At 42.4% G+C, this 22,802-nt stretch carries 13 protein-coding genes and 1 pseudogene; 11 read left to right on the top strand and 3 right to left on the bottom strand.

Features of this window, described 5'->3' with window-relative positions; genetic code table 11:
* Positions 1-52 precede the first annotated feature (52 nt).
* The 5 genes and pseudogenes from MKX41_RS08365 to MKX41_RS08385 all read left to right on the top strand — a co-directional run bounded on the left by MKX41_RS08365 (position 53) and on the right by MKX41_RS08385 (position 5,959).
* A complete protein-coding gene (locus tag MKX41_RS08365; RefSeq protein WP_340969534.1) occupies positions 53-2,029 on the top strand; it encodes a retron Eco8 family effector endonuclease in 1,977 nt (658 codons plus the stop codon).
* Positions 2,030-2,247: 218 nt separating this feature from the next.
* Entirely contained in the window at positions 2,248-3,276 is a 1,029-nt protein-coding gene (locus MKX41_RS08370; RefSeq protein ID WP_340969537.1) for a reverse transcriptase family protein, read from the top strand.
* A 359-nt stretch (positions 3,277-3,635) separates the two neighbouring features.
* Positions 3,636-5,444, top strand: a complete 1,809-nt coding sequence (locus tag MKX41_RS08375; protein WP_340969539.1) for a hypothetical protein — start codon at positions 3,636-3,638, stop codon at positions 5,442-5,444.
* A 119-nt stretch (positions 5,445-5,563) separates the two neighbouring features.
* A pseudogene (locus tag MKX41_RS08380) lies at positions 5,564-5,668 on the top strand (DinB family protein); the annotation flags it as partial.
* 42 nt (positions 5,669-5,710) lie between these two features.
* Positions 5,711-5,959, top strand: a complete 249-nt coding sequence (locus MKX41_RS08385; protein ID WP_340969542.1) for a hypothetical protein — start codon at positions 5,711-5,713, stop codon at positions 5,957-5,959.
* A 218-nt stretch (positions 5,960-6,177) separates the two neighbouring features.
* Here the strand turns inward: MKX41_RS08385 and MKX41_RS08390 are convergent, their stop codons facing one another.
* Positions 6,178-7,956, bottom strand: coding sequence for a cache domain-containing sensor histidine kinase (locus MKX41_RS08390; RefSeq protein WP_340969544.1), 1,779 nt, complete (start codon positions 7,954-7,956; stop codon positions 6,178-6,180).
* Positions 7,937-9,178 carry a response regulator gene (locus MKX41_RS08395; RefSeq protein WP_340969547.1) on the bottom strand — a complete coding sequence of 414 codons (1,242 nt, stop codon included), beginning with the start codon at positions 9,176-9,178 and terminating at the stop codon, positions 7,937-7,939. Before MKX41_RS08395 ends, MKX41_RS08390 begins: the two co-directional genes overlap by 20 nt.
* A 307-nt stretch (positions 9,179-9,485) precedes the next feature.
* On the opposite strand from MKX41_RS08395, the gene MKX41_RS08400 reads away from it, so the two are divergent.
* From MKX41_RS08400 to MKX41_RS08415, 4 genes are all read left to right on the top strand, one after another.
* Entirely contained in the window at positions 9,486-11,663 is a 2,178-nt protein-coding gene (locus MKX41_RS08400) for a beta-galactosidase (RefSeq protein WP_340969550.1), read from the top strand.
* Between the two features lie 57 nt (positions 11,664-11,720).
* Positions 11,721-13,895 carry a GH92 family glycosyl hydrolase gene (locus MKX41_RS08405; RefSeq protein ID WP_340974844.1) on the top strand — a complete coding sequence of 725 codons (2,175 nt, stop codon included), beginning with the start codon at positions 11,721-11,723 and terminating at the stop codon, positions 13,893-13,895.
* A gap of 193 nt (positions 13,896-14,088) precedes the next feature.
* Positions 14,089-15,180, top strand: coding sequence for a peptidyl-prolyl cis-trans isomerase (locus tag MKX41_RS08410; protein WP_340969551.1), 1,092 nt, complete (start codon positions 14,089-14,091; stop codon positions 15,178-15,180).
* Positions 15,181-15,205: 25 nt separating this feature from the next.
* The gene (locus MKX41_RS08415) at positions 15,206-20,128 is read left to right on the top strand and encodes an S-layer homology domain-containing protein (RefSeq protein ID WP_340969554.1); all 4,923 of its coding nucleotides are present in this window, start codon (positions 15,206-15,208) and stop codon (positions 20,126-20,128) included.
* Positions 20,129-20,193: 65 nt separating this feature from the next.
* On the opposite strand, the gene MKX41_RS08420 is transcribed toward MKX41_RS08415, so the two are convergent.
* Positions 20,194-21,051 carry a class I SAM-dependent methyltransferase gene (locus MKX41_RS08420; RefSeq protein WP_340969557.1) on the bottom strand — a complete coding sequence of 286 codons (858 nt, stop codon included), beginning with the start codon at positions 21,049-21,051 and terminating at the stop codon, positions 20,194-20,196.
* Positions 21,052-21,420: 369 nt separating this feature from the next.
* Here MKX41_RS08420 and MKX41_RS08425 point away from each other — a divergent pair, with 369 nt between their 5' ends.
* A complete protein-coding gene (locus MKX41_RS08425; protein ID WP_340969560.1) occupies positions 21,421-22,089 on the top strand; it encodes an epimerase in 669 nt (222 codons plus the stop codon).
* Positions 22,089-22,613, top strand: a complete 525-nt coding sequence (locus MKX41_RS08430; protein WP_340969562.1) for a GNAT family N-acetyltransferase — start codon at positions 22,089-22,091, stop codon at positions 22,611-22,613. The genes MKX41_RS08425 and MKX41_RS08430 overlap by 1 nt, the downstream gene beginning before the upstream one ends.
* The last annotated feature ends 189 nt before the right edge of the window (positions 22,614-22,802 follow it).

A 22,802-nucleotide genomic window follows, 5' to 3' on the forward strand; every position in this document is an offset into this window, starting at 1 on the left:
CTAAGTTTTAAAAACAGTTAAAGTAGTTATTAATTCGAATAGAGGTAATACGATGTCTATTTCTAAAATCCAATTTAGAAATTTAAAATCTTTAAAAAATATAGATTTATCACTTACTGATTTTAATTGTTTAATAGGTGAAAATGGTTCTGGAAAATCTAATGTTCTAAAGGCATTGGCTTATTTTTATAATAACTTAACAGAAAACAATCTCAATTTCAGTTTATTTGATAAAAACAATCCTTTTAACAATTTTATAGAAATTAAAGTTACTTATAATTTAAATAGGCTTATAAAGATAACTCAAAATAATGTAGACAGACAATTACTTGAGGAAATTCATCCATTTTTTAAAAGGGTATTAGATCTGATTTTTCATTATGTTTCTAATGATAATCATTTAAGAGTTGAACTAAGACAATACAGAAATAATATAGTGAAGTGGAATGTTCCATACGAAGTGAGAAACTTCTTGAAGAACAACTTTCCGATTTATTTAATAGATGCACGCCAAATCAAGTTGAATGACTGGGAAAATTTGTGGGATATAATAGGAGATATGAGTAAGTTTAAGGCTATTGATGATGTTCATTTTGAAGAAGAAATAAAAAGTTTACTTAAGAAAACGTATGGAGACAAATTTTTAAAAGATTTAGGGTATATTCAGACTGAATTTATAAAATCCGAGGTGGAATTAATTCCGTTTAACCCTAATCAAAAATTTGCTCAAATTTATCAAATGCAGTTGGGAGGTAAACAGTTTAAACATAGAGAAGAGCATCTTGACTATTTTTCAGATGGAATGAATGCATACAATTATCTGAAGCTTTTGGTTAACATAGTAGGAAAGATGACGCAAGCTAAACTTAAGGAGCCATTGATAATAGTAGATGAGCCAGAAATTGGATTGCATCCTAAGTATACAGACGAATTAGTACATAGTTTTATTAGACATTCGAAAGCGGTTAAGGTGCTTATTGCAACACACTCGCCAAGAATGATAAAAGGGGTAATGAGTTCTTCGGATGCCTCTTTATATCATTTTTCATTAAAACAAAAGTATACACTTGTGAAAAAAATGAAAGGATTCACTAATCTAAGAGAAAATAATATTATGTCTGAGAAGGAGGCGAGTTTTTATTTTTCAAGAGGTATATTATTTGTCGAAGGGCCAACAGAACTTGAACTTTTTACTAATAAACACCTTAGAAGCCTATTCCCAGTTCTAACTGAAATTGATACTTATTCATATGATTCTGATAATGTAAAGTTAAAATTGACTAATCCTATTGAAAAAAACACAAGTATTCCTTATTTGCTCTTATTAGATCTCGATAAGATAATAAGATATGATGAAAAAACTCAAAAGTTCTCACTCAAAGGTGATAGTTATAATCCTTTGAAAAATGAGGAATTAGAAAGAAAAGAACAATTTTATTACGGACATAAAAGAATGGCAACGAAGAATTTGCGATCGAGAATTAAGGGCCTTACAAAAAACACTACTTTCAATCCAGATGCGCATTGGAGTTTCATTTCAGATGACTATTTCTCATTGTTAAAGAGCTTAATTAAATCCTATTGCTGCTACAATAATGTATATCCTGTCCAAACAACCATTGAAGGTACATTAATTAATTCTAAAAATTATTCTTTAGTATATAAATGGTTAGTTGATGTCAAAGGAAATAAGAAAATCAAAGAGATATATAAATTTAAGGTGGACGATAATTATAGAACCACAACTTTGAGACTTCTTCATAGTGGCAAATATGACACACTAAATGTCCCGGAAGAAAGTAAAGTGAATGAAATTAAAGATGTTTCAGTTCGAAAAATATATAATACAATTGCCGAAAATAAAACCAAAAAAACCGATGGTTGGGTATCAGAATTTCTAGAATATTATTTCAATAATTATATTAATATCAATGACATGTCGGAAGATGAAAAAATTAACAAATTCAAGTCCCATTTTCCTGAATTATACGATATAATAAAATTTGTACAGAAAATGTTTCGAAAATAATGTGGAGTGAGTAGAAATGGTCAGTTTTGTATACAAAACTGCCTCCTTGTTGATATTGAGCTAAGTAGCCTTGAAAAAGTTACATAGAAATCTCAAAAACCAAGGAAATAGTGCTACAATTTGCGCGCTGTTGTCTCGGCATATAGTTGTCTCCCTCGCTCTGTTATAACGCCAAGGCGAAGTTTTGGGATAGTACTCACTCCACATCATTTTACGAGGTGACTGTTATTAACATTTATAAAGAATCTTTTTTTTATGATGTAATTCTTCATGCAGAAAAAGATCTATTAGCTGAAATCATAGAAGAAAAATCAAAATTTTATACTCAACGCTCTATTCCTAAGAAGAGTGGAATAAGAATTTTAAATTGCCTTGCCAAAGAAAGTGAATTATACAGACTTCAATCAAGACTATCAAAATATTTTTTTCAAAACATTCCAATACCTGATGGGATTTATGGATTTGTAAAAGGAGCCTCATATAGGGATTTTTTATTGCCTCATAGAAATACTGGGAAATCAGATAGATATTATTTGAGGATAGATATTGATTCTTTTTTTGATTCAATAACAACAAAATTACTTAATGAAACATTGTCTTATTATTTTAAAACAACGGATGAAGTTTCAAATAGCACTTTATTAAAAAATACAGTTGACCTATTAACTCTTAATGATGCTTTACCACAGGGTGCAGTGACATCTCCGGTAGTATCCAATATAGTGTTTAGGCAACTGGATTTGAGGATTAAAAGATATTGCGATAAACTAAATATCACATATACAAGATATGCAGACGACATGCTCTTTTCTTCTGAAAGTAAGTTTTTGAATGAAGATTATTTTATGAAAAAAATCTACTGGATTTTAAAATCAAAAAATTTTAAGATTAATTATAGCAAGATTAGAAAAAGTATTAATGAAATTTCTTTAAATGGTTTTGTAGTAGGTGAAAATATAAGGATTTCAAGGAAGAAAAAAAGTGACATTTCTAATGCGCTATTTCTATTTCAATCTGGGGGACAACCAAAAAACATTAAACAATACATAGATAGATTGAACTTGGCTAATTTAAATTATAGAGTGAGTAAATTTGATAATAAATCGAGTGTAATTAACTATCTTACTGGTTACAGATCATTTTTAATAGATTGGATTCCAGAAAATGATGAAGAATATTATGAAGTCATCTGCAATATGATAGGTAGAATAGAGAATTTAATTCTAAGTGTGGATAAGCTGAATTAATTAAAACCATTTAAGGTAGGCCTGATGGTAAACATGAAAGGTGACCCCAATACTATGGAGTTACCTTTTTTCTATTCTTGCGCTCTCCCCCAGCTTTTTGGATAAACTAACCCAGATTGATATTTTACCTAAATCCCATCGAAAAGAGGTAATGCCCCATGACAACTCAGAAATTACCAAATAGATTAGCCAAGGAAAGATTGCCGTGTTTGCTGCACACATTAGCCAGGTGAAAGGTTCTCTTCGTCGGAAGAAACATTTGACGAAACTAAGATTTTTTTGTGGGAACATATTACAACTAAATAATTAAATAAATCTCTTATTTACAGGTCAACTAAGTTTATAAGGTGGTAAATTATATGCACGAAGCTAATCCAGATGATCCAGCAGTAAGATATGCTATTTTTAAGGCATACGGAGAAAAATGTTTTTATCTGGATCATCGATCATTAGATAAAAATTTTTATACACTGGATCATATCATTCCAGAAAAATACAAAAAACAACCGGAAGTGTTGGCCCAATACCTAGGAGAACTAGGATACACAAAACCTTTTCATGTTAATAGTTTAGAAAACTTGGTACCAGCTGATCGTTTATTCAATACTAGAGTTAAAAGAGATGATTTATTACCAGCTGGTGTTGCTTGGTCATATCTAAAGAGAGCAGAAAGTAAAATCCCCTATATTCTAAAAGAAATAGATAAATTCAAAAAGAAAAAAGATGAAGAAAAGGCCTTATTGGAATTGCTTGCACATGCAAATGAGAATAGCAACCGTGAACAATATGCAAAACAGGTGTTTGATTTAATAACTGAAGAAGATTCGTATTTTGAAGTGGGAAAACAGGTAATAAGGTATGGAGAAGATGCATTTATATACAAGAACGCTACTCCAAATGCCCATATTTATTCTTTTATGCCAACACTAAAGCAAATTGATGGCACTTGTTTAATCACATTCAAAAGTTTGAAAATTAGAGATTGCATGATCACATTTAGTCACAATCAGATTATCAATATACTATTTCAAGGATTGCATACGAATATTTCTTTAGGAATGAGAAGGTTTATAGTTGGAATTCAAAATGAGATGGTATGTCTTCAATTTCCCAATAATCGTTTCTTTCTTTCAATTAATGAGGTTCAACAATTATGCGAAATAATTGATGATTTTGTTTTGGATTATATTAATGCCTTACAAAGACTTGAGGGTATGCTTGGAATAAAAACTTTTGAAAAAGCAAAATACTGGACAAAAGGGTACCGTTTGATGAAAGTCGATCGTACTTTATGGAATACTTTATTACGCTTTAGTAACGAATTTGATTATCAGAATGGTGAAACGGAATGGCATGTCTTTAATAGGAATAATATGTTTATACAAGTTCAAGTTCAAGAGCAGCGACTTGAAAAATACATAGGCTTACATTTGCGTCTCGTTGCGGAGCGATGTGATGATAACCTTCTCCATTTTAATCAAGGCAACAGTAAAGTATGGATTGTATGGGATATTGGACATTTTGAAAATGACCCGGATCTTATCCAGCGGAATGGACATTGGGATGCGGTAACTGCTTTTGAATGGCTTGCAGATGAATTTATTCCATATGTCATTACACATTATAATTATAGATTTGTAAAAAGGAACAAGTGGAGCTTAAAGAAGCCTTCGTTTGATGACTACAAGAATTCGCTAAAAAAGGAGCACTTGTTTTACCCAAGTAGCTTGGAGTTAAATAATGATCACATATCTGGGGTTAGTGATCTTATTCAAGTCCTCAAAAGTATGCAATCCTATCTTTCTAATTCAAATTCCTTCTTTTTAGTTAACTCAGAGATAGGGCAAATATATAATTCGATAAGTATTTGTTTAAAAAGAATTCCTTTGAAAGATTATAGTTATGAATACATTGCAAGTGAACTTGGATGCCGTCATTTAAAAGAACGTGAAGACATAATTATGTTCATCGATCAATGTGAACATATAGATAAAAAAATGACTAATCGTTCGCTCCAATTATTGTTTGGATGCATTGTAGAGGGTCTAGAACAGGATTTTGGAAAGTACCTTACTCGACTTGATCTGCAAAAAATAGTGAAAGATATAGAACCGGTAAAAGAAAAAATAAATATTCAAATGCTATTCGATAGATGGATGTCAGAATAACTACACGCCCATAATCCGGTAAACTGGTTCTCTTGGTAGGAAGAGGCTTTTGAAATTGCTAAGCGCGAGAACAAGCCTGTCTTCCTTTCTATTGTGCATAGCTATTTATTGACCCACACGTACATGTCATTGGTCAGTTGTCTGTATGGGCGAGAGAAATTGGGCGGGAACCGATCACAGCGAATCTACTTCGTAGGGTTTTGTTCAACTATTGGGCTGGATAACGTTATGGTAAGATAATGCAATAGAACATATGGGGTGAAAAAATGAGAATGTATGCTCTTCTTACAGAACCAATAGGGGACATCAGTAAGGTAATGATTTATGAATCAAAGTATCGTGTTTATTTATTTCTATTTGAAACTCATGAAAATAAGGGTGCAAATGCTGACTATTGTTATGAAACATTAGAAGAAGCAATGGAATTCTGCAATGAGGAACTAAACATAGTTGAGGAACAGTGGGTTATTATTAACGATCCCAAAGACGGGGAACAACACGATATTATTTATTAAACCAGTATTAACAGCATTGAGCAAACAGGAAACGTTACTGAAACGTAATAGCGACAGTCTAGGGCTTCATTTTCCCCGCGACATTGAGCAGAATATCTACCCACACTGCTCACACGTCAAAAAAAGAAATCGTTCTTTGTGAGAAAAGTGGAAGTACCACCTACCTCTCAAAAAAGGAACGATTTCTTTGTAATGTCCGCATTCATTAACAATCTTAGTTAATTGGGCAGCTCCTTCTTCAAGCTAATCGTAACCGTGGTGCCTTGCCCCGGAGTGCTGGAGATGCTTAGCCCATATTGAGGACCGTATTCCAGCTTGATCCGTTCGTCCACATTTCGCAACCCATATCCGCTCTGGAACAGCACATCTTCCTTAGCTTGGCTAAGTGTCGCGCCGTTGGCAAAGCCGACTCCATCATCCGTCACTGTAAAGCGAATCTCATCCTCCAGCAGCTCGCCTTTAATCCAGATCCGGCCCATGCCACGTTTCTCGCTGATGCCGTGTTTGATCGCATTCTCTGCGATAGGCTGAAGAATCAGCTTTAGAATGCGGACTTTGCGCAGCGATTCCTCAATATCGTATTCAATCTCGAATTTATTCGGGAAACGCATTTGCTCGACCGTCACAAAACTCTCCACCAAACGGATTTCTTCTTCGACAGTAACGTATTTATCGCCTTTATGCAGGCTAATCCGAAAAAAGGTCGCCAGAGAAGAAATCAGCCGCTCAATGTCGGGCTGCTTCTTCAGCCGGGCAATCCAGGCAATCGCATCTAACGTGTTGTAGAGGAAATGAGGATTGATCTGCGATTGCAGCGCAGTCAGCTCCGCCTTGCGCTGCTTCTCTTTTTCCTCATCTTTTTCAAGCATTAATTGGCTGATCCGTTCTACCATCTGATAGTAGCTGTTCTCTAGCTGGAAAATCTCATCGACCTGTGCCCGCTGCTCATAGACAGCTGCTAAGTCTTTTTTGCCAAACAGACTCAGCTTCTTCTTCAAGTTCAGTAGTGGTCGGGTGATTTTGGCCGCCAGATAAAAGGAAAGAATCAGTAGGACAATGAAGGTAACACTGGCGAAAAGAAGGGCATTTCGGTTACCCTTGGCAATTCCCTCCAGCAACTTGTGGCTAGAAATCACACTGGTGAACTCCCAGCTAACACCAAGCGTTTCCAACCTAGGATTCAAAGGATAAGTAGCAATGATATAGGAATTCCCGTTATCTGACCAGGTGCGGTAGCCTTCTTTCTGACCCGGACGAAGAGGGGCATTCTCCTCCAAAAAATTGCCCAAGAGCCGCTTGTCGGGGTGAGATATAATCCGGTCGCTGGAAGTCAGGAAGGAGTAGCCAATGCCAGTGAAACTGGAGGAATAAAGATCTGCCAAGGCGGCTTCTCTGACATAGATGATAACGACCCCGATATTTTGCCCCGTATTGAAGTTACGGAATTGCTGTCCGAAGGGAATATAGGCATTGCCGTCACCATCCCGTTTGATTTCTCCGACAACAGGCATGCTGCTCTCTTGAATGCGTTTGATGAATAAAGCTTCGGGAACCTCGAGCATTTGCTCCTTGGACTGATAAGAATAAAGCATATTATCATTGGTGTTGATAATTACATTGCCGACCAGATCATTCTGTGCCAGCATACCGTCGATGATAGCTCCGATCCGTGATTCCTTGTCAGCTGCCGGCAGGGAATCGTTATTAATGATCTGGTAAATGTCGCTGTTCACCAGAAATCGCAGAAACAACATCTGAATGTCATCGACCATCAACTCCACACTGAGCCCAATTTGGCGCTGAGTCTGGACCACATGGCGATACAGATCCTTCTGCAGATAGGTATAGGAATAGAAGTTAAAAATAACAAGCATCAGCACCAGATGCAGAGACAATCCCACTAACAGGACAACAACAATCCGACTTTTGATCTTGAACCTCCGCATCCAAGAATCCATCCGGTTGGCCATCGTTAGCTTAACCATAGGTTTTTGCATATTCGCTCGGCGGGATGCCCGTCATCTTTTTGAAAATCTGGCTAAAGTATTTGGAGTCGGTGAAACCAACCTGATTGCCTACCTCATAGACCCGGTACATCGGATTGCGTAGCATACGTTTGGCTTCTTCAATCCGATATTCCGTCAGACATTCATAGAAAGTCTTGTTCAAATCTTTGCGGAATAGATGCATTAAATGGGTTGGACTGACGAACACCGCAGCAGCAACCATCTCCACGGTAATGTTCCCAGCATAATGCTCCCGGATAAAAGCGAGGGCGTCTCTGATTTCACGCCGGCATCGAGCTCCGGCCTCTTCCTCAGCGTACAACACGCGTTCAATACCAGACAAGGCACGCTGCGCAGCAAGCACAGCCTGTTTGTATGAATCTACGATTCCGTTCCATTCTTCAGTTGGTTTGCCGATGCCAACGCTAAGAGCCTGGCCGAAGTGCTGCTGGCTCCATTCCGATAGCTGCTTACCTAATCTGCGGGCAGAATCACCAGCAAGCTCAGGTTCATCGGTTCGGAGAATCATAACCCACTCCAGATGACTATCGCGGAATAGACAGAGCTGTTCAAAAGAATACGCTTCCAGAATAACCGCTGCTTCATCCTCCAACGCTTTGCCTACATCAGTTCCTTGAAGACCATTATCAGCAGGGAAGGCTATGGACAGCGGCAGCATAGCTTTTCCTGGTTCCAATTGCAGCTCCAGCAGCTTTATTTTGCTGGTAATGAATTCCTCACTATGCAGCTGGCCATGCAGTAAATCCTGCCAGAATTGTTTGGATATCGCGGCAATTTCCTCATTAAGCTGTGAATATCGCTTGGAGAGTTGCTTTTTCCCCAGGATTTCATCGCCAACGCTTCGTACTGTATCTGCGAGTTCTTCTATATTAATGGGCTTCAGCAAATAGGTGGAGGCACCATAACGTAATGCAGCCTGCGCATATTGAAATTCGTCATAACCGCTAAGTACGACAATGCCTACGAGCATGTCCTGCTCCCGTATTTTCTCGATAAGTTCAAGACCGTTCATATACGGCATACGGATATCGGTAATAATCACATCCGGGCGGTGCTGTAGTGCAAGCTCCAAACCCTCTTCACCATTGCTGGCTTCTCCTATGATCTCGACGTTGTATTCTGCCCAGTCTATGGTTTGGGTGATGCCCATACGGACGAGATATTCATCATCTACTATAAGCGCTTTCAACATTGGCCTCACCTCGAAGTAGTTTCTAATATGTCTTACAGTCATTATAAACATGAAACCTCTTTTAGAGGAGCGGTAATTTCTCAGTTGTCAGGATCACAAACGATTTCGCAGTATGTTCACCGGTGGCTAAGTACAAAAATGTCCGCATAGCCGAAGTTCTAAACATTTCAACAGCTTAACAAACCGTTTCATAGGATTCCATCCTAACTTTTGCAAAATGTACTGTGATAGACTTTAACCGTAAAAGAGCGGTAAGCGCTTTTATAAATACATGACATCGAAATTGAACGCTGTAGGAGGAGTACCCTTGATACAAAATTCATTTATTCCATTCGGGTTTCAATATTACCGTTCCCCAACCCCATTCCGGGATCAATGGGAGAAAGATCTAAGCAATATTGCCGGGCAGGGCTTCAATTGTGTGAAGTATTGGGTGCAGTGGCGCGCCAGCGTGTCCAAAGAAGGGATCTACCAGTTCGATGATATTCAGGAGCTGATGGATATTGCTGAACAGAATGGCTTAAAGGTCATTTTGAACGTGATTTTCGATGTGGCGCCAGCCTGGTTTTATAAAAAACATCCTGATTCCAAAATGATCACAGCAGACGGTTCCGTTCTGGAACCAAGGGCAATTAACTGCCGCCAGATTGGCGGAGCTCCTGGACCTTGTTATCACCATGCAGCTGCAGCCACGGAGAAGGCGAAATTTCTGGCGGAAACAGTGAAGACTTTCAAAGATCATCCTGCACTCTGGGTGTGGGATTTATGGAATGAGCCTGAGCTGACGACAGGGATTAAGCGCAAGCTGTCATTTGACAACCAGGTATGCTATTGCGAGCACTCAGTGCTGGCATTCCAAGAATGGCTGAAAAATAAATATATTACTCTGAAAGCTATGAACGAATCATGGCAGCGGACTTACGGAAACTGGGAGGAAGTAGAGGCACCGCGTGGGCAAGGCGTATTCAATGATTTGGTGGACTGGCGGCTGTTCATGTCCGGTACTTTAACAGATGAGCTGCGGAGCCGGGTAGATACTGTGAAGTCACTGGATCTGCTTCATCCTGTTATGGCACATACTGTGCCAGCTCCTATTTTTAATATGATTACAGCAGGTTCAGACGACTTTAAGCTGGCTGAGCCCTGTGACCTGACAGGCAATAGCCTAGGGTCCTCAGCTTGGTCGGCTGATCTACTGATCTCTGCCGCCAAAGGCAAACCGATCATCAACTCAGAGATTCATGCGCTGCCTGGCAATACGGCGATGAAACCGCGCCAGCCGGAGCTGCGAGAAATGAAGCGGCATATTCTGACCCCGCTCGCCCGTGGCATCACGGGATATCTGTTCTGGCAGTATAGACCAGAGGTATTAGGACAGGAGGCTCCGGCTTGGGGTAGTGTGTATTTGGACGGCAGTCCAACCCCATGGTACAAGGATATGGCCCAACTAAATAAGCTTGTGCAATACAATAAGCATGAGCTTTTACAGGCAAAACGGCGTGGGGACGGGATTGCTATTCTATTCAGCCCACAGAACCAAATCGCAAACTTTGCTGCCCATGATCATTTGGACACCTATAACGATTCCCTTCAAGGCGTCCATAAACTGCTACATGATCTTAATTATAAAGTGGAATTTCTGCATGAGTCGGATGTTACGGAAAAGACATTGGACCAATACCGCTGCCTGTGGATGCCTTATCCACTGTATCTGAACCGTAAACTGTGTGACCTCCTGCGTGAGTGGGTAGAAAAGGGAGGCATATTGATTTCGGAATGCTCCTTCGGCGCCCTTCAGGCAGAGAATGGCTGTCACAGCTATACAGTTCCTGGTTACGGATTTGATGAAGTCTTTGGGGTTCGGGAGACTTGGATTCATTCTGCCGAGAATCTGGATCATAGCTATCATCAGGTAGCATTCGAATCACGGACGGCGATCCCACTCCTTAATGTAATGGAGCACAGCAAGGAAGGGGAAGCAGCCGCAGATGATAAGGCACACGGCTCCTATTACAAATCAGATATTTCGCTGCAAAGTCATGTGAAGGTCCTAGCCGAATTTGCCGAGGACAACATGCCTGTGTTGACGGCCGCCGCTTATGGCAATGGGCGTGCTGTGTGGTTCGGTACCTTACTTGCGGCTGCCTACTGGCAGGATGGACATACCGGAACGCTCCAGTTGGTGCGCGATCTTTTACAGCAGGAATTGAAGCTACAGCCGAATGTGCAAGTAAGCGGAGGTGTCCGCGCTGATCTTTCCGAGTGGGAAGTTGAAGAAGACAGAGGTGCGTTCCTCTATGTGCATAATGAAGGGAAGACGTTGGCAGAAGCCAAAGTTACGCTGCCTGCCAATTATACTTCAGCAGAGCCATGGTTTGACGATGGGAATGCCAAAATTCAGCCAATAAATCCGTTTGAACCTTCAACAACTCACCTGTCTATACGGGTAGAAGCTGGAGATGTTCAAGTATTTCGATTATCTTAGCCGGCAGCAGTTAAGGTCGGAGATTATAGAGCTGGTGTAAGCCAGCCAAAGGAGTGTATCCATTTGGGTTTGTTAGATTATGTTAATCCATTACAGGGGACTAAGTCGGATTTCCGCTACTCACACGGCAATACGCTGCCGCTTACAGCGATGCCATTTGGCATGGCGGCTTGGAGCCCGCAAACCCACGAAGCAGGGGGGACCTGGTTCTTCCATCCGCACCATCGCCACCTGGAGGGCATACGACTAACTCACCAGCCCAGTCCTTGGATCGGAGATTATGGACATCTAACACTGTTGCCGCAGACTGGACCGTTATTGCTCAGTCCTGATTCGCGCTCATCTTCCTTTAAACCGGAAGAGATGCAAGTGTCCCCACACTACTTCGATGTGTCTCTTCGGCGATATCGTACCCGACTGGAGCTGACCCCTACAGAGCGCTGTGCAGTGATTAGAATAACATCATACGCTAAAGGACAGCAGAACAGGCTCATAATAGCACCGCTAAAAGGCGAGTCTCAACTCACCTTTCAACCGGAGAAACGCAGGATCATTGGCTTTACAAGAGGCCATACCGCCGGGGTACCCGATAATTTCGCGATGTATTTCGTCTTCCAATTCGACACAGACATTCTCATGGAGGATTCGGGAATCTTTGACGGGGAGTACCAACCTTTAGGAACGTATGAAGGAACCGGCGATAAGCTGGGCGCATACGTAGAATTAAACCTACCGGAATCCGGTGTAATAGAAGTGAAATGCGGCACTTCCTTTATTAGTGGGGGGCAAGCGCAATTGAATCTCGATCGGGAAGTTGGTGGGAACAGCTTCGGAGAGATCTTGAGCAAAGCAGAGGCAGGCTGGGAGGAACGGCTGAGCCGCATCGTTGTCGAAAGCGCGGATGAAGAGAACCTCCGTACCTTTTACAGCTGTATGTACCGGATCTGCCTGTTTCCTAGAACATGGCATGAATATAACGAGCAGGACGAGCAAATTCATTACAGTCCTTTTAACGGCAGCATTTGCCAGGGTCCAATGTATTCAGATATCGGACTGTGGGATGTATACCGGACTAGCTTCCCGTTATACAGTATCCTGTTTCCATCCTTGCTCGGTGAGATCATGCAGGCTTGGACATTAGCTTACGGTGAAAGTGGTTGGCTGCCAAAATGGCTGTCACCAGGCGAACGCAGTGCCATGCCCGGCACACTGATCGATGCGGCAGCTGCGGATGCCGTGGTTAAGGGCATCGGCGGCTTCGACGTAGAGCTAATATATGAAGGTTTGCTGAAACATGCAGATCGTCCGGCTACAGACGAGAAGCTGGGTAGACGGGGGCTAGAATTGTATTTGCAGCACGGCTATCTGCCGCATGATCGTTTTCATGAAAGTGTAAGTAACACGCTGGATTATATATACGGGGACTTCTGTATAGCCCAGATAGCCAAAGCACTCGGCAAAATGGATGATTATGAGCGTTTTATGGTCCGGGCGCAGAATTACAAACTGCTGTTTGATGCCGAGGTTGGTTTTATGAGAGGCCGTAACGAGGACGGTACTTGGCAGGAAGGATTTGATCCTTTAGCGTGGGGTGATCCGTTCTGTGAAGGTGGAGCTTGGCAAGGGAGCTGGGCGGTTCCCCATGACTTCCCGGGATTAGCCAGTCTGATGGGTGGCGAGGAAGCTTTTGTTCGGCGTCTGGACCAGTTAATGGCCGAGGAACCGATATTCAAAGTGGGGTCTTATGGCTTGGAAATTCATGAAATGTCGGAAATGGCTGCGGCCGATCTAGGGCAGTTTGCCATCAGCAATCAGCCCAGCTTCCATATTCCTTATATTTTCGCCAGACTCGGGGCATTGTCCAAAACACAGTACTGGGTTCGCAAAACCATGGCTAAACTGTTCAACAGTGGAATGGATGGGTTGCCCGGTGACGAGGATAATGGCAGCATGGGTGCCTGGTATATTTGGAGCGCCATCGGACTGTATCCGTTAAGTCCCGGGATTTCTGAATATGTACTGGGCAGCCCACTATTTGATAAAGTAACGATTCGGCTTGAAAATGGGCGGCAATGGGTCATTGAAGCGCAAAACAACAGCCCCGCCAATGTGTACAGTAAATCAATCCACTGGAACCATACGCTTTGGGAGCACCACTCTTTGCCTCATGAAGAGATTATTAAAGGCGGCGTCCTGAACTTCAGTATGTGTCCGGGGGTAGTCCCGTCCTAAAAGCAATGCAAGGCAGTCCGGAATATTTCGGGCTGTTTTTGTTTTTTAGATGGAACGAAATTGCTCTTTTTGGTCAAATCGTGAAATGGCAAACCATTTCGCAGCATTCCCGCCTGTTTTTTCAAGGGTAACATGTCTAATATCGAAGAGAATGAAAGCGCTTAATAAGAATGCGGAGAGGAGGAATCAACTTATGACTTTTAGGCTTCATTCCAAAAGAAATCGACTTATCACTATTCTATTCGCTCTCATTGCGGGAAGCCTGCTGCTGATTGGCGCGATGAATATGCAGGCTCCACAAGCAGAAGCACCACTTCTGACCCTTAACGGACAGGAGGTCACTGCAGCGGAGTTCAACTGGCATCTTCAAATGAATCGGGCACTGACTGCTGATTACTTCAAACAGACCTACGATGCCGACTACTCAGAGAAATTCTGGTCTACCGACTATTCCGGCGAAAAACCAATCCACAGGTGGATAAAAGAATCCCAGACGCAGCTACTGACGAAGCGGATGGAGTTGCAGCTTGCTCAAGAAGCAGGTGTGGTATCGGATATCAGCTATGAAGGTTTTCTAAAAGGAATGGGGCGTGAGAATCAACGGCGGAGTCAGGCGGCAGCGAATAAGGAAGTGGTGTATGGTCCTCTTCATCTGGAAGCGCAGGCCTATTACAGTTATTACATGAGCAACCTTGAGGATGCCACGATTGAAGCAATGCGCAGCAACGGAGGCATCGTGATTTCAGATGAACAGGTAAGGCTGGAATATGAAGCAAAGCAAGCTGCTAAATATTCTCGGCCGGGAGCTATACATCTTGAATGGGCATCACTGCCCTTTGGTCCGGAAACAGAATACAAGGATCAGCAGAAGGCCTTGGAGAAAATGGAATTGCTCCGGGCAGCAGTAATAGCAGCAGAAATAAGATCAGACACAGGCATCCATCAGCAGGCAAAAGAGCTGGGTATAAACGTGGGCGAAGTCAAAATAACAAGTGCTTCCCGACGAACAGCAGCGCTGGAAAATCCTAAGGTATTGCTTGCTGCAGATCAGCTTGCACCTGGACAGATTAGTGGCTTGTTTGCTGAAAATGCGGCCATTCATCTACTTTACTGTCTATCGATAGAGGATGCAGGAGTTGAACCTTTCGATCAAGTGAAGGATGCTATCACACTTCATTTGGCGCAACAGAAGTTTAGATCCATGGTGGACGATAAGTTAGGCAAAGCTATCGCAGAATGGAATTACCCGATGGCCGAAAGACTCGCAAACCAAGCCAATCAATAAATATTCAAGGGGGAATCCTACAACAATGTTAAAAAAACTCGCAAAATCACTGCTAATGATAATGCTGATCTTCACGACAGTGTTCCCTGTAATGGGTGCTTCTGCCCATGCTGAAGAGACGTATGCCGATGATTTCTCTGCTCTGCCAGCAGCGGAGCTGCGTTCGGAGAATTGGTTGATTGACAGCAGCAATCCTCAATTCTTCGGCGGAGATGCTACGCGGTTGGTCAGGACATCCACGGATACCGGTTATGCCGTTTATTCATTAACAGGAATTCAGTCGTTTACGCTTCAGGCCTATTATTTCTCTGGCTCAACAGCCGTAATCAAGTTCTACGGATCGGGCGATGCGACAGCGTGGACGGAGCTTCCGTCCATTAATGACAGTCCTACAGCAACCGGTTCTGGTTGGTATGGAACAATATACACGCCCGCAGGTGCACTTCCGAATGATATCAATTATCTCAAAATCGAGATCAGCGGCGACCTCGACAGCTGGTTGATGCAGCTTGGACACCTTACGCTCTCCAATGTATCACTTGCACCCCAAACGATTAATGATGAGCTTGATGATGTTTCACAGCTGTATGCATTTAGTACAAATTGGTCTTTAGATACAAGAAATCCCACTTTTTTTGGTGGAGATCATTCTCGTGCTGTGAGAACAGCAGATTCGGCAGAATCACTTGTGTACCATTTGCATAATTTGCAGCATTTCATCGTCCGTCTGCATTCTTTTGCCGGGTCTAGCGGAAGCATAAAGTTCTATGGATCGGCGGATGCATCCACCTGGACAGAGATTTCAGCAATACATGAAGCTCCACAATCTACAGGAGATGCAGCTTGGACCGGGACGAATTATACCCCAGCACAAGGGATTCCTTCAGGCATTCATTATTTAAAAATCGAGCTCAGCGGCGATTCCGCCCCTTGGCTGATGCAGCTAGGATCGGTCTCCTTGTCCAACCGCTTGCCTGGAGATGGAGGGAACAGCGGTGGAGACGGAGATTATTACGTCGATTCATTTGCAGGCAGCGACAGCAATGATGGAAAAACACCTGAGACAGCCTGGAAGACCTTCTCTGTAGTGAACGAGACCACCTTTGAGGCTGGAGACCGAATTTTGTTAAAGAAGGGCGGAATCTGGAATGAACAATTATATCCTAAGGGTAGCGGAACAGACGATAAACCGATAACAATCACTGCCTATGGCAGCGGAAGTAAACCGACTATCAATGGTGGAGGCATGGCCGGAGCAGCTGTATACCTGCGTAATGCCTCAAACTGGGTAATTCGGGATCTTGAGGTTACTAATTATGCTTCCGAGAGAGGAACGGTTTACCGGGAAGGCATAATGGTGGAGAACGCAAACGGAGGGATATTAAGAAATATTCTCATCCAGGATAACTATGTTCATGATGTATCAAGCAGCTTCCGTTATCCGACAGTTTCCGGTGCAGAAGGGGGTCCGCATGCGTTCGGTGGAATCTCCGTATATGTGGGTGGAACGACGGGCACGGACAAATTTGATGGGGTATGGATCGAAGGCAACACGGTCGAACGAATTGGACGGACAGGAATTGTGGTATGGGATCAGCGTTTCAACGGAGCCGACTATGCTACGGTCAATGTTACGATCCGCGGAAATTATGTCAAACAAGCAGACAGCGACGGCATCCTCACCTTCGGTGCGGACGGAGCGTTAATTGAGCATAACATAGCAGAAGAAGTTGGGAACTACTCCGAAGAAGGCGAGTTTAACGGCTCAGCCGCAATCTGGCCGACCCGGGGCAAGAATAATATCGTGCAGTTTAATGAGTCCTTTAACACAAATAAACCAGAGGGAGATGGACAGGGCTTCAATCTGGATATCGATACTATGGACAGTGTAGTTCAATATAATTACAGCCATGGCAATAAGGGCGGATTCATGCTTTTTGTCGATGCCCGTTTAACTCCAGGAGTGCTGACCGGCTCATCTAACAATGTAGTCAGATACAACATCAGCCAGAATGATCTGACGCATACGTTTAATTTTGCAGGCGGGGTTACGCCGGATACGCAAATCTATAACAATACGATCTATATCGGCACTGGGCAAAACACCAAAATAATCGACCATGAATGGGACGACGCAGGAAATATTAACGCTCCCTATACGTTCAGGAACAATCTGGTCTACAACCTTGGACAGGGAGGCTATAATCTGCCTGGGGTAAATGGCAGCTTCGACCACAACCTGTTGTATGGAAATCATCCGGTAAGCGAGCCGGAAAATATGAATCCCGTCACAGCGAATCCGCTCTTGGTTGCTCAGGGCAGCGGTGGAATTGGCTGGAATACAGTGGGCGGTTACAAGTTAAGAGAAGGCTCCCCTGCACTTGGTGCTGGTGCTATTATTGCAGATAATGGCGGTCGGGACTATTGGGGAAATGCTGTTTCAGCAGAAAATCCACCGAATATCGGAGCCTATAATGGACCCGGACTTGATCCTGCCACACTGCCTGAAGCACCTGTAGATGATCTGCGATTATATTTTCAAGGCTTAAAAATTGCTCCTCATATTACAGATGGTAGAAACGGAGGCATATCCCTTCAACTTCAGTTTACAAACAGTTCTGGAGTAGACCCTCTGAAAATTAACAAAATTTCCTGGAAAATAGGGGAAGGAAGTGGCCAACTCAGCGGTAGCGAGTCGCAACTAGCCGAAATCGCTCCGAATAACAAATTTACTTATCCAATACCCTTGCCGGGATTCTCTGAAGGTGTCAAATATCCTCTTGACTTGACCGTTGACCTTGAAGGCTATGAGACAGTTCACCTCAAGCAAAACATAGATATTAACCGGATGAAGCATCAATCAGACACAGGAACTCCCGCGCTGATTGATCTTGCAGACGGAACCCCTTTGTTGAGCGGGTATAACGGTGCGGATGATCTTAGCGGAACAGCGCAATTACGCTGGGACGCGGATAACATTTATTTGACCGCCGATATCCGTGATGATGTATTCAGCCATAACGCTTTCGGGATTAATATTTGGCAAAATGACAGTATTCAATTCAGCCTTGCTCCCGGTGTACCGGGCGATAGCCAATCCTGGTATGAATACGGAATTTCACAGACGCCGGAGGGGCCGCAAATATACCGCTGGCTGTCCATGAAAGGTGCTGCTACTGGAGTGTTGACCAAAGGAACTCTAAGTGTAACCCGAGATGAAGCGACTAAGATTACCTCATATGCACTGGCACTACCTTGGAGTGAAGTAAGTCCAATTCGAGGAGCGGGAGGCAATGTCTTGAGCTTCTCGATGTTGGTTAACGATAATGATGGTGCGGGCCGAAAAGGGTATATTGAGTGGGGATCAGGCATAGGCGCTGCGAAAGATGCGACACTTTTCCGCACCTTCCAGTTTATGAATGTCGAAGATGAGGAGGAGACACAACCGAGTGATAATGCTGATTTGAGCTTCTTGAGTATAGAGGGTTCAGAAATTCCCGGGTTTGACCGTAATACATTGACCTATACAATAAATGTACCCTTTTCTAAAACAGCCGTGACTGTTACAGGGATACCTTTAGATCCGAAAGCCAAATTAACAGTAACTGGCGGAAGTGAACTAAAAGTAGGAGAAAATAGCGTCAGCATCAAAGTTACCGCCGCAAATGGAACAACAACAAAGACCTACACTTTGAAAGTGGTACGGAGTGAAGACCGCGGGGGAACAGAAACGCTTGGCAGTTCGTCCGGCAGCAATAATGGCAGTAACACTAGTAACAGTGGAGGGAAAATAGTTAATCCAGTGAATATAATCTCAGCCGGCCGTATTCAGATTCAGGCTTCACCTGATGCTGAAGGAATGCGCCTTGCACAGCTTCCTACTGGAGAAATTCAAAAAGCCATGAAGGGTGTGCAAGATGGTGCATTGGCACTTGAGCTTACTAAATTAGATGCCACAGCTAAGGGAGTAACCTTTCAATTGCCCGTTACCGAACTGAAAGATAATGTTACCTCTCTTACAATAAAAGCAGGTGAAACCACCGTAACGTTCCCAATTGACAAGAGGGGTAGCAATATTCCGGAGGGTTCCAAGCAGTTGGAGCTGTCCATTCATTTTGTTGATCCTTCAACCCTTTCTGTTGCATTAAAAGAGAAATGGAAAACGCATGCCGTGTACCGGATCTCCTTGATGGTAGATGGAAAGCAAATAGAAACATTAAGTCAATCTGCGGCAATGAAGATATCGTTTGGATATAAATTGAATCCAAGTGAAGCGCCGAATCAAGCCATCGTCTATTCTATTACCCGCGAGGGGCTGGCGGAAGTGGTCAAGAACTCCAAATACGTTTCAGGTACAGAGAGCATCACCTTCACAACACGGAACTTCGGATTATACGCTGCAGCGAATGGAGATATACACTTCTCTGATGTCAATTCGGACTTCGCTGCTATCCTAGAAGCATTGGCATCTCGTGATTTGGTTCACGGCACAGGCGATGGCAAATATGAGCCTGCCCGCCAAATCACCAGAGCAGAGTTTGTTCAACTGCTGGTATCGGCACTGGACCTTCAGGCTGAGAACAGCAATATTTTCGAAGATGTGAGTCCAGACGCTTGGTATTACGAAGCTGTCTCAACAGCTCAGGCGCTTAAGATTGTTAACGGACGCAGCGAAGGCTTATTTAGCGCAAAAGAACCGATTACTCGCCAAGAAATAGCTGTTATCTTATTCCGCGCTCTGAGCTTAGTTTCTCTTCAGCTGGATTATTCCAGCAAAACCTTAGTATTTGCTGATCAGAAGCAAATCGGAGCTTATGCCAGGGAAGCAGTTAAACACCTGCAGCAGTCAGGAATAATCAATGGTTATTCCGACGGAACCTTCAGACCACTGAATCTGACCACCCGTGCGGAGGCTGCTGCTTTGATTTATAGAATTATGGGATTGTAATCATCACAAAAGAGCTGGAGCCAAGTGTATTTGGCTCCAGCTTTTTTTCTTGCAAGTATAATAAATTATTCCTTCAGACTGGCCACACAACATATCTCATGTCCGCGACGTTCACCTTGCCATCTGGCCAAAAGAGCCATTCGTTCAACAAATGGAGTATTCGGCCCATAGTGAGGATGTGCATCGATCAATCCATCCGAAACAGAGACCAGTTGCCGCGTGAATATCGAAATGATCTCAAATCCAGCCTGATTGAGTAATTCACGCACATTAGCGTCCGTGTAATGATACAGGTGATCGGGTTCAATAAATAACGGTGATTCAGGTCCGTAGACTTCGTTGGTTAATGAATGGCTATTGGGTATACTGAAATAAATTTTCCCTTGCGTTGTCAAAAGATTACGAATATCCTTCAAAAATGCAAATGGATCGGAAATATGCTCAAGCACATGCCAGAACACTACCGCATCATAACGAGGAAGATCAGGATTTTCAGCCGAGTCATCGTCTTGGGTGCTTTTCCATTCATCTTTAACCAGATCCACACCGTATTTATATTTGGCATAGGCTCGTGACATTTGTGAGGGTTCAATGCCAACCGCTCTCCAGCCGCCATTTTCAGCTGCATGTAAAAATTCACCTGTTCCAGAACCAAACTCTAGCAATGCTCCTTTTTCTGGACTGAACATTTCCAGCAGCATTAAATTAAACAGAGCATGATCAGAATAGGTAGCTTGAGCATATTTTTCACGCATTGCAATCCATTCTGTATTATAAATATCTGCGATTAAGCCGGTTGTATCAACCTCCGCAATATTCGCTCTAAAGATAAGACCACAGTTGCTACACCGCATCAGTGTAAACGAACTATACTCATGGAATACGTTGATGGCTGGAGAAGGACCACACAAAATACATTGCATATAAAAAACACCTCCGTTAATCGTTTCACTTATTCCTCCCAGGCTACTAGCTGGGGTTAGGGCATCATAGTTAAGTTGAAGGGCTTGGAGTGGGTTTCATTTCATTCATTCTATTATCAATCTCGATAGAATATGCTCGTCTCACTGATCCTAAACAAGGTCAAACTTTAATAGATTTATAGTATAGCTTTCTAGGACTTTATATTAGGTGAAGCGGAAATTGGGAATCCTTCTGTTGTTGCATGATTATAAAGGATGAAGAAGCAAGCACATTGTTACAAGCCATGATTACGCCAAAAGATTGTTGGCTTCGAAAATGCCTGTTAATATTGGAAATAGAATCATCTTTTAGATTGGAGAGTCAATGATATGAAGGTCATTATTTTTGGAGCTACAGGTATGGTTGGTCAAAGCGCGTTACGTGAATGTTTGATGGATGATAGAGTTCAAGAAATACTTACGATTGGGCGTAAAAAGACAGAGCATCAACATACAAAACTAAGACAAATTCAACTATCCAATGTAGCTGAATTATCAAGTATAGAACATGAAATCACAGGTTATGATGCATGCTTTTTCTGCCTTGGGGTTTCCTCTGCTGGTATGAAGGAAGATGAATATAAAAGAGTAACATATGATATCGCACTATCCGCCGGAACAACATTAGCAAGATTGAACCCTCAAATGACCTTTGTATATGTTTCTGGAAGTGGGACAGATAGTTCGGAAAAAGGACGCTCTATGTGGGCAAGAGTGAAAGGGAAGACAGAAAACGATCTGTTGAAGCTACCTTTTAAGGACGCTTATATGTTCAGACCAGGTGTAATTCTACCCCTATATGGCATACAATCCAAAACAAAAGTGTATCAGATTTTTTATGATGTGATGAAGCCACTTTATCCCATGCTAAAGAAGTTAAACAGTGTCATTACATCGGAACAATTGGGACGAGCTATGATTCAGGTAACGATTAACGGTTATCCAAGACCCAGAATAGAAAGCAATGAGCTCAAATCCATGATCAGGAGGTTAATTTAATGAACATTATCATTAGACAAGAAAAAGCTCAAGATATTAACGAAGTCTACCATGTAGTCCAAAAATCATTTGAAAATGCGGAACATTCAGATCATGATGAGCACAATTTGGTAAATAGACTAAGGAGCTCGACAAAGTTTATTCCGGAGTTATCTCTTGTAGCTGAATATGAGAATAAGATCGTCGGTCATATCCTTTTTACAGAAATTCTAGTGGGTGATCAAACTCTGGTTGCGCTTGCACCTGTTGCAGTACTACCAGAAATGCAAAGCAAGGGTATAGGGACGCTACTGATTACTGAAGGCCACAAAATCGCAACACAGCTTGGATATAAAGGCTCTGTCGTTTTGGGTCATGATAAGTATTATCCGAAGTTTGGTTATAAAAAAGCTAGTCAATTTGGTATAGATGCACCTTTCGAAGTTTCAGACGATAATTTTATGGCCGTTGAGCTTATAGATGACGGTCTCTCAGATGTCCATGGCGTTGTCGAATACGCTAAAGAATTTTTTGATATTAGATAAACGTAAAAAAGTGGAGCAAATGCTACGGCAGTTGCTCCACTTTTTTATTTGTTTACAGAATCAATTAACACCTTTAAAAAAAGGATTGTGGAATATCGAGACTGAAAACGGCTTGACGAACGACACTATCCTGTATAAAATGAAGCAGTGATTTAGTGATTTAGTGATTTAGTAAATTAGTAAATGAGT

Origin of the sequence: Paenibacillus sp. FSL R5-0475, assembly GCF_038004585.1 — a bacterium.
Classification (GTDB): Bacteria; Bacillota; Bacilli; order Paenibacillales; family Paenibacillaceae; genus Paenibacillus_AQ.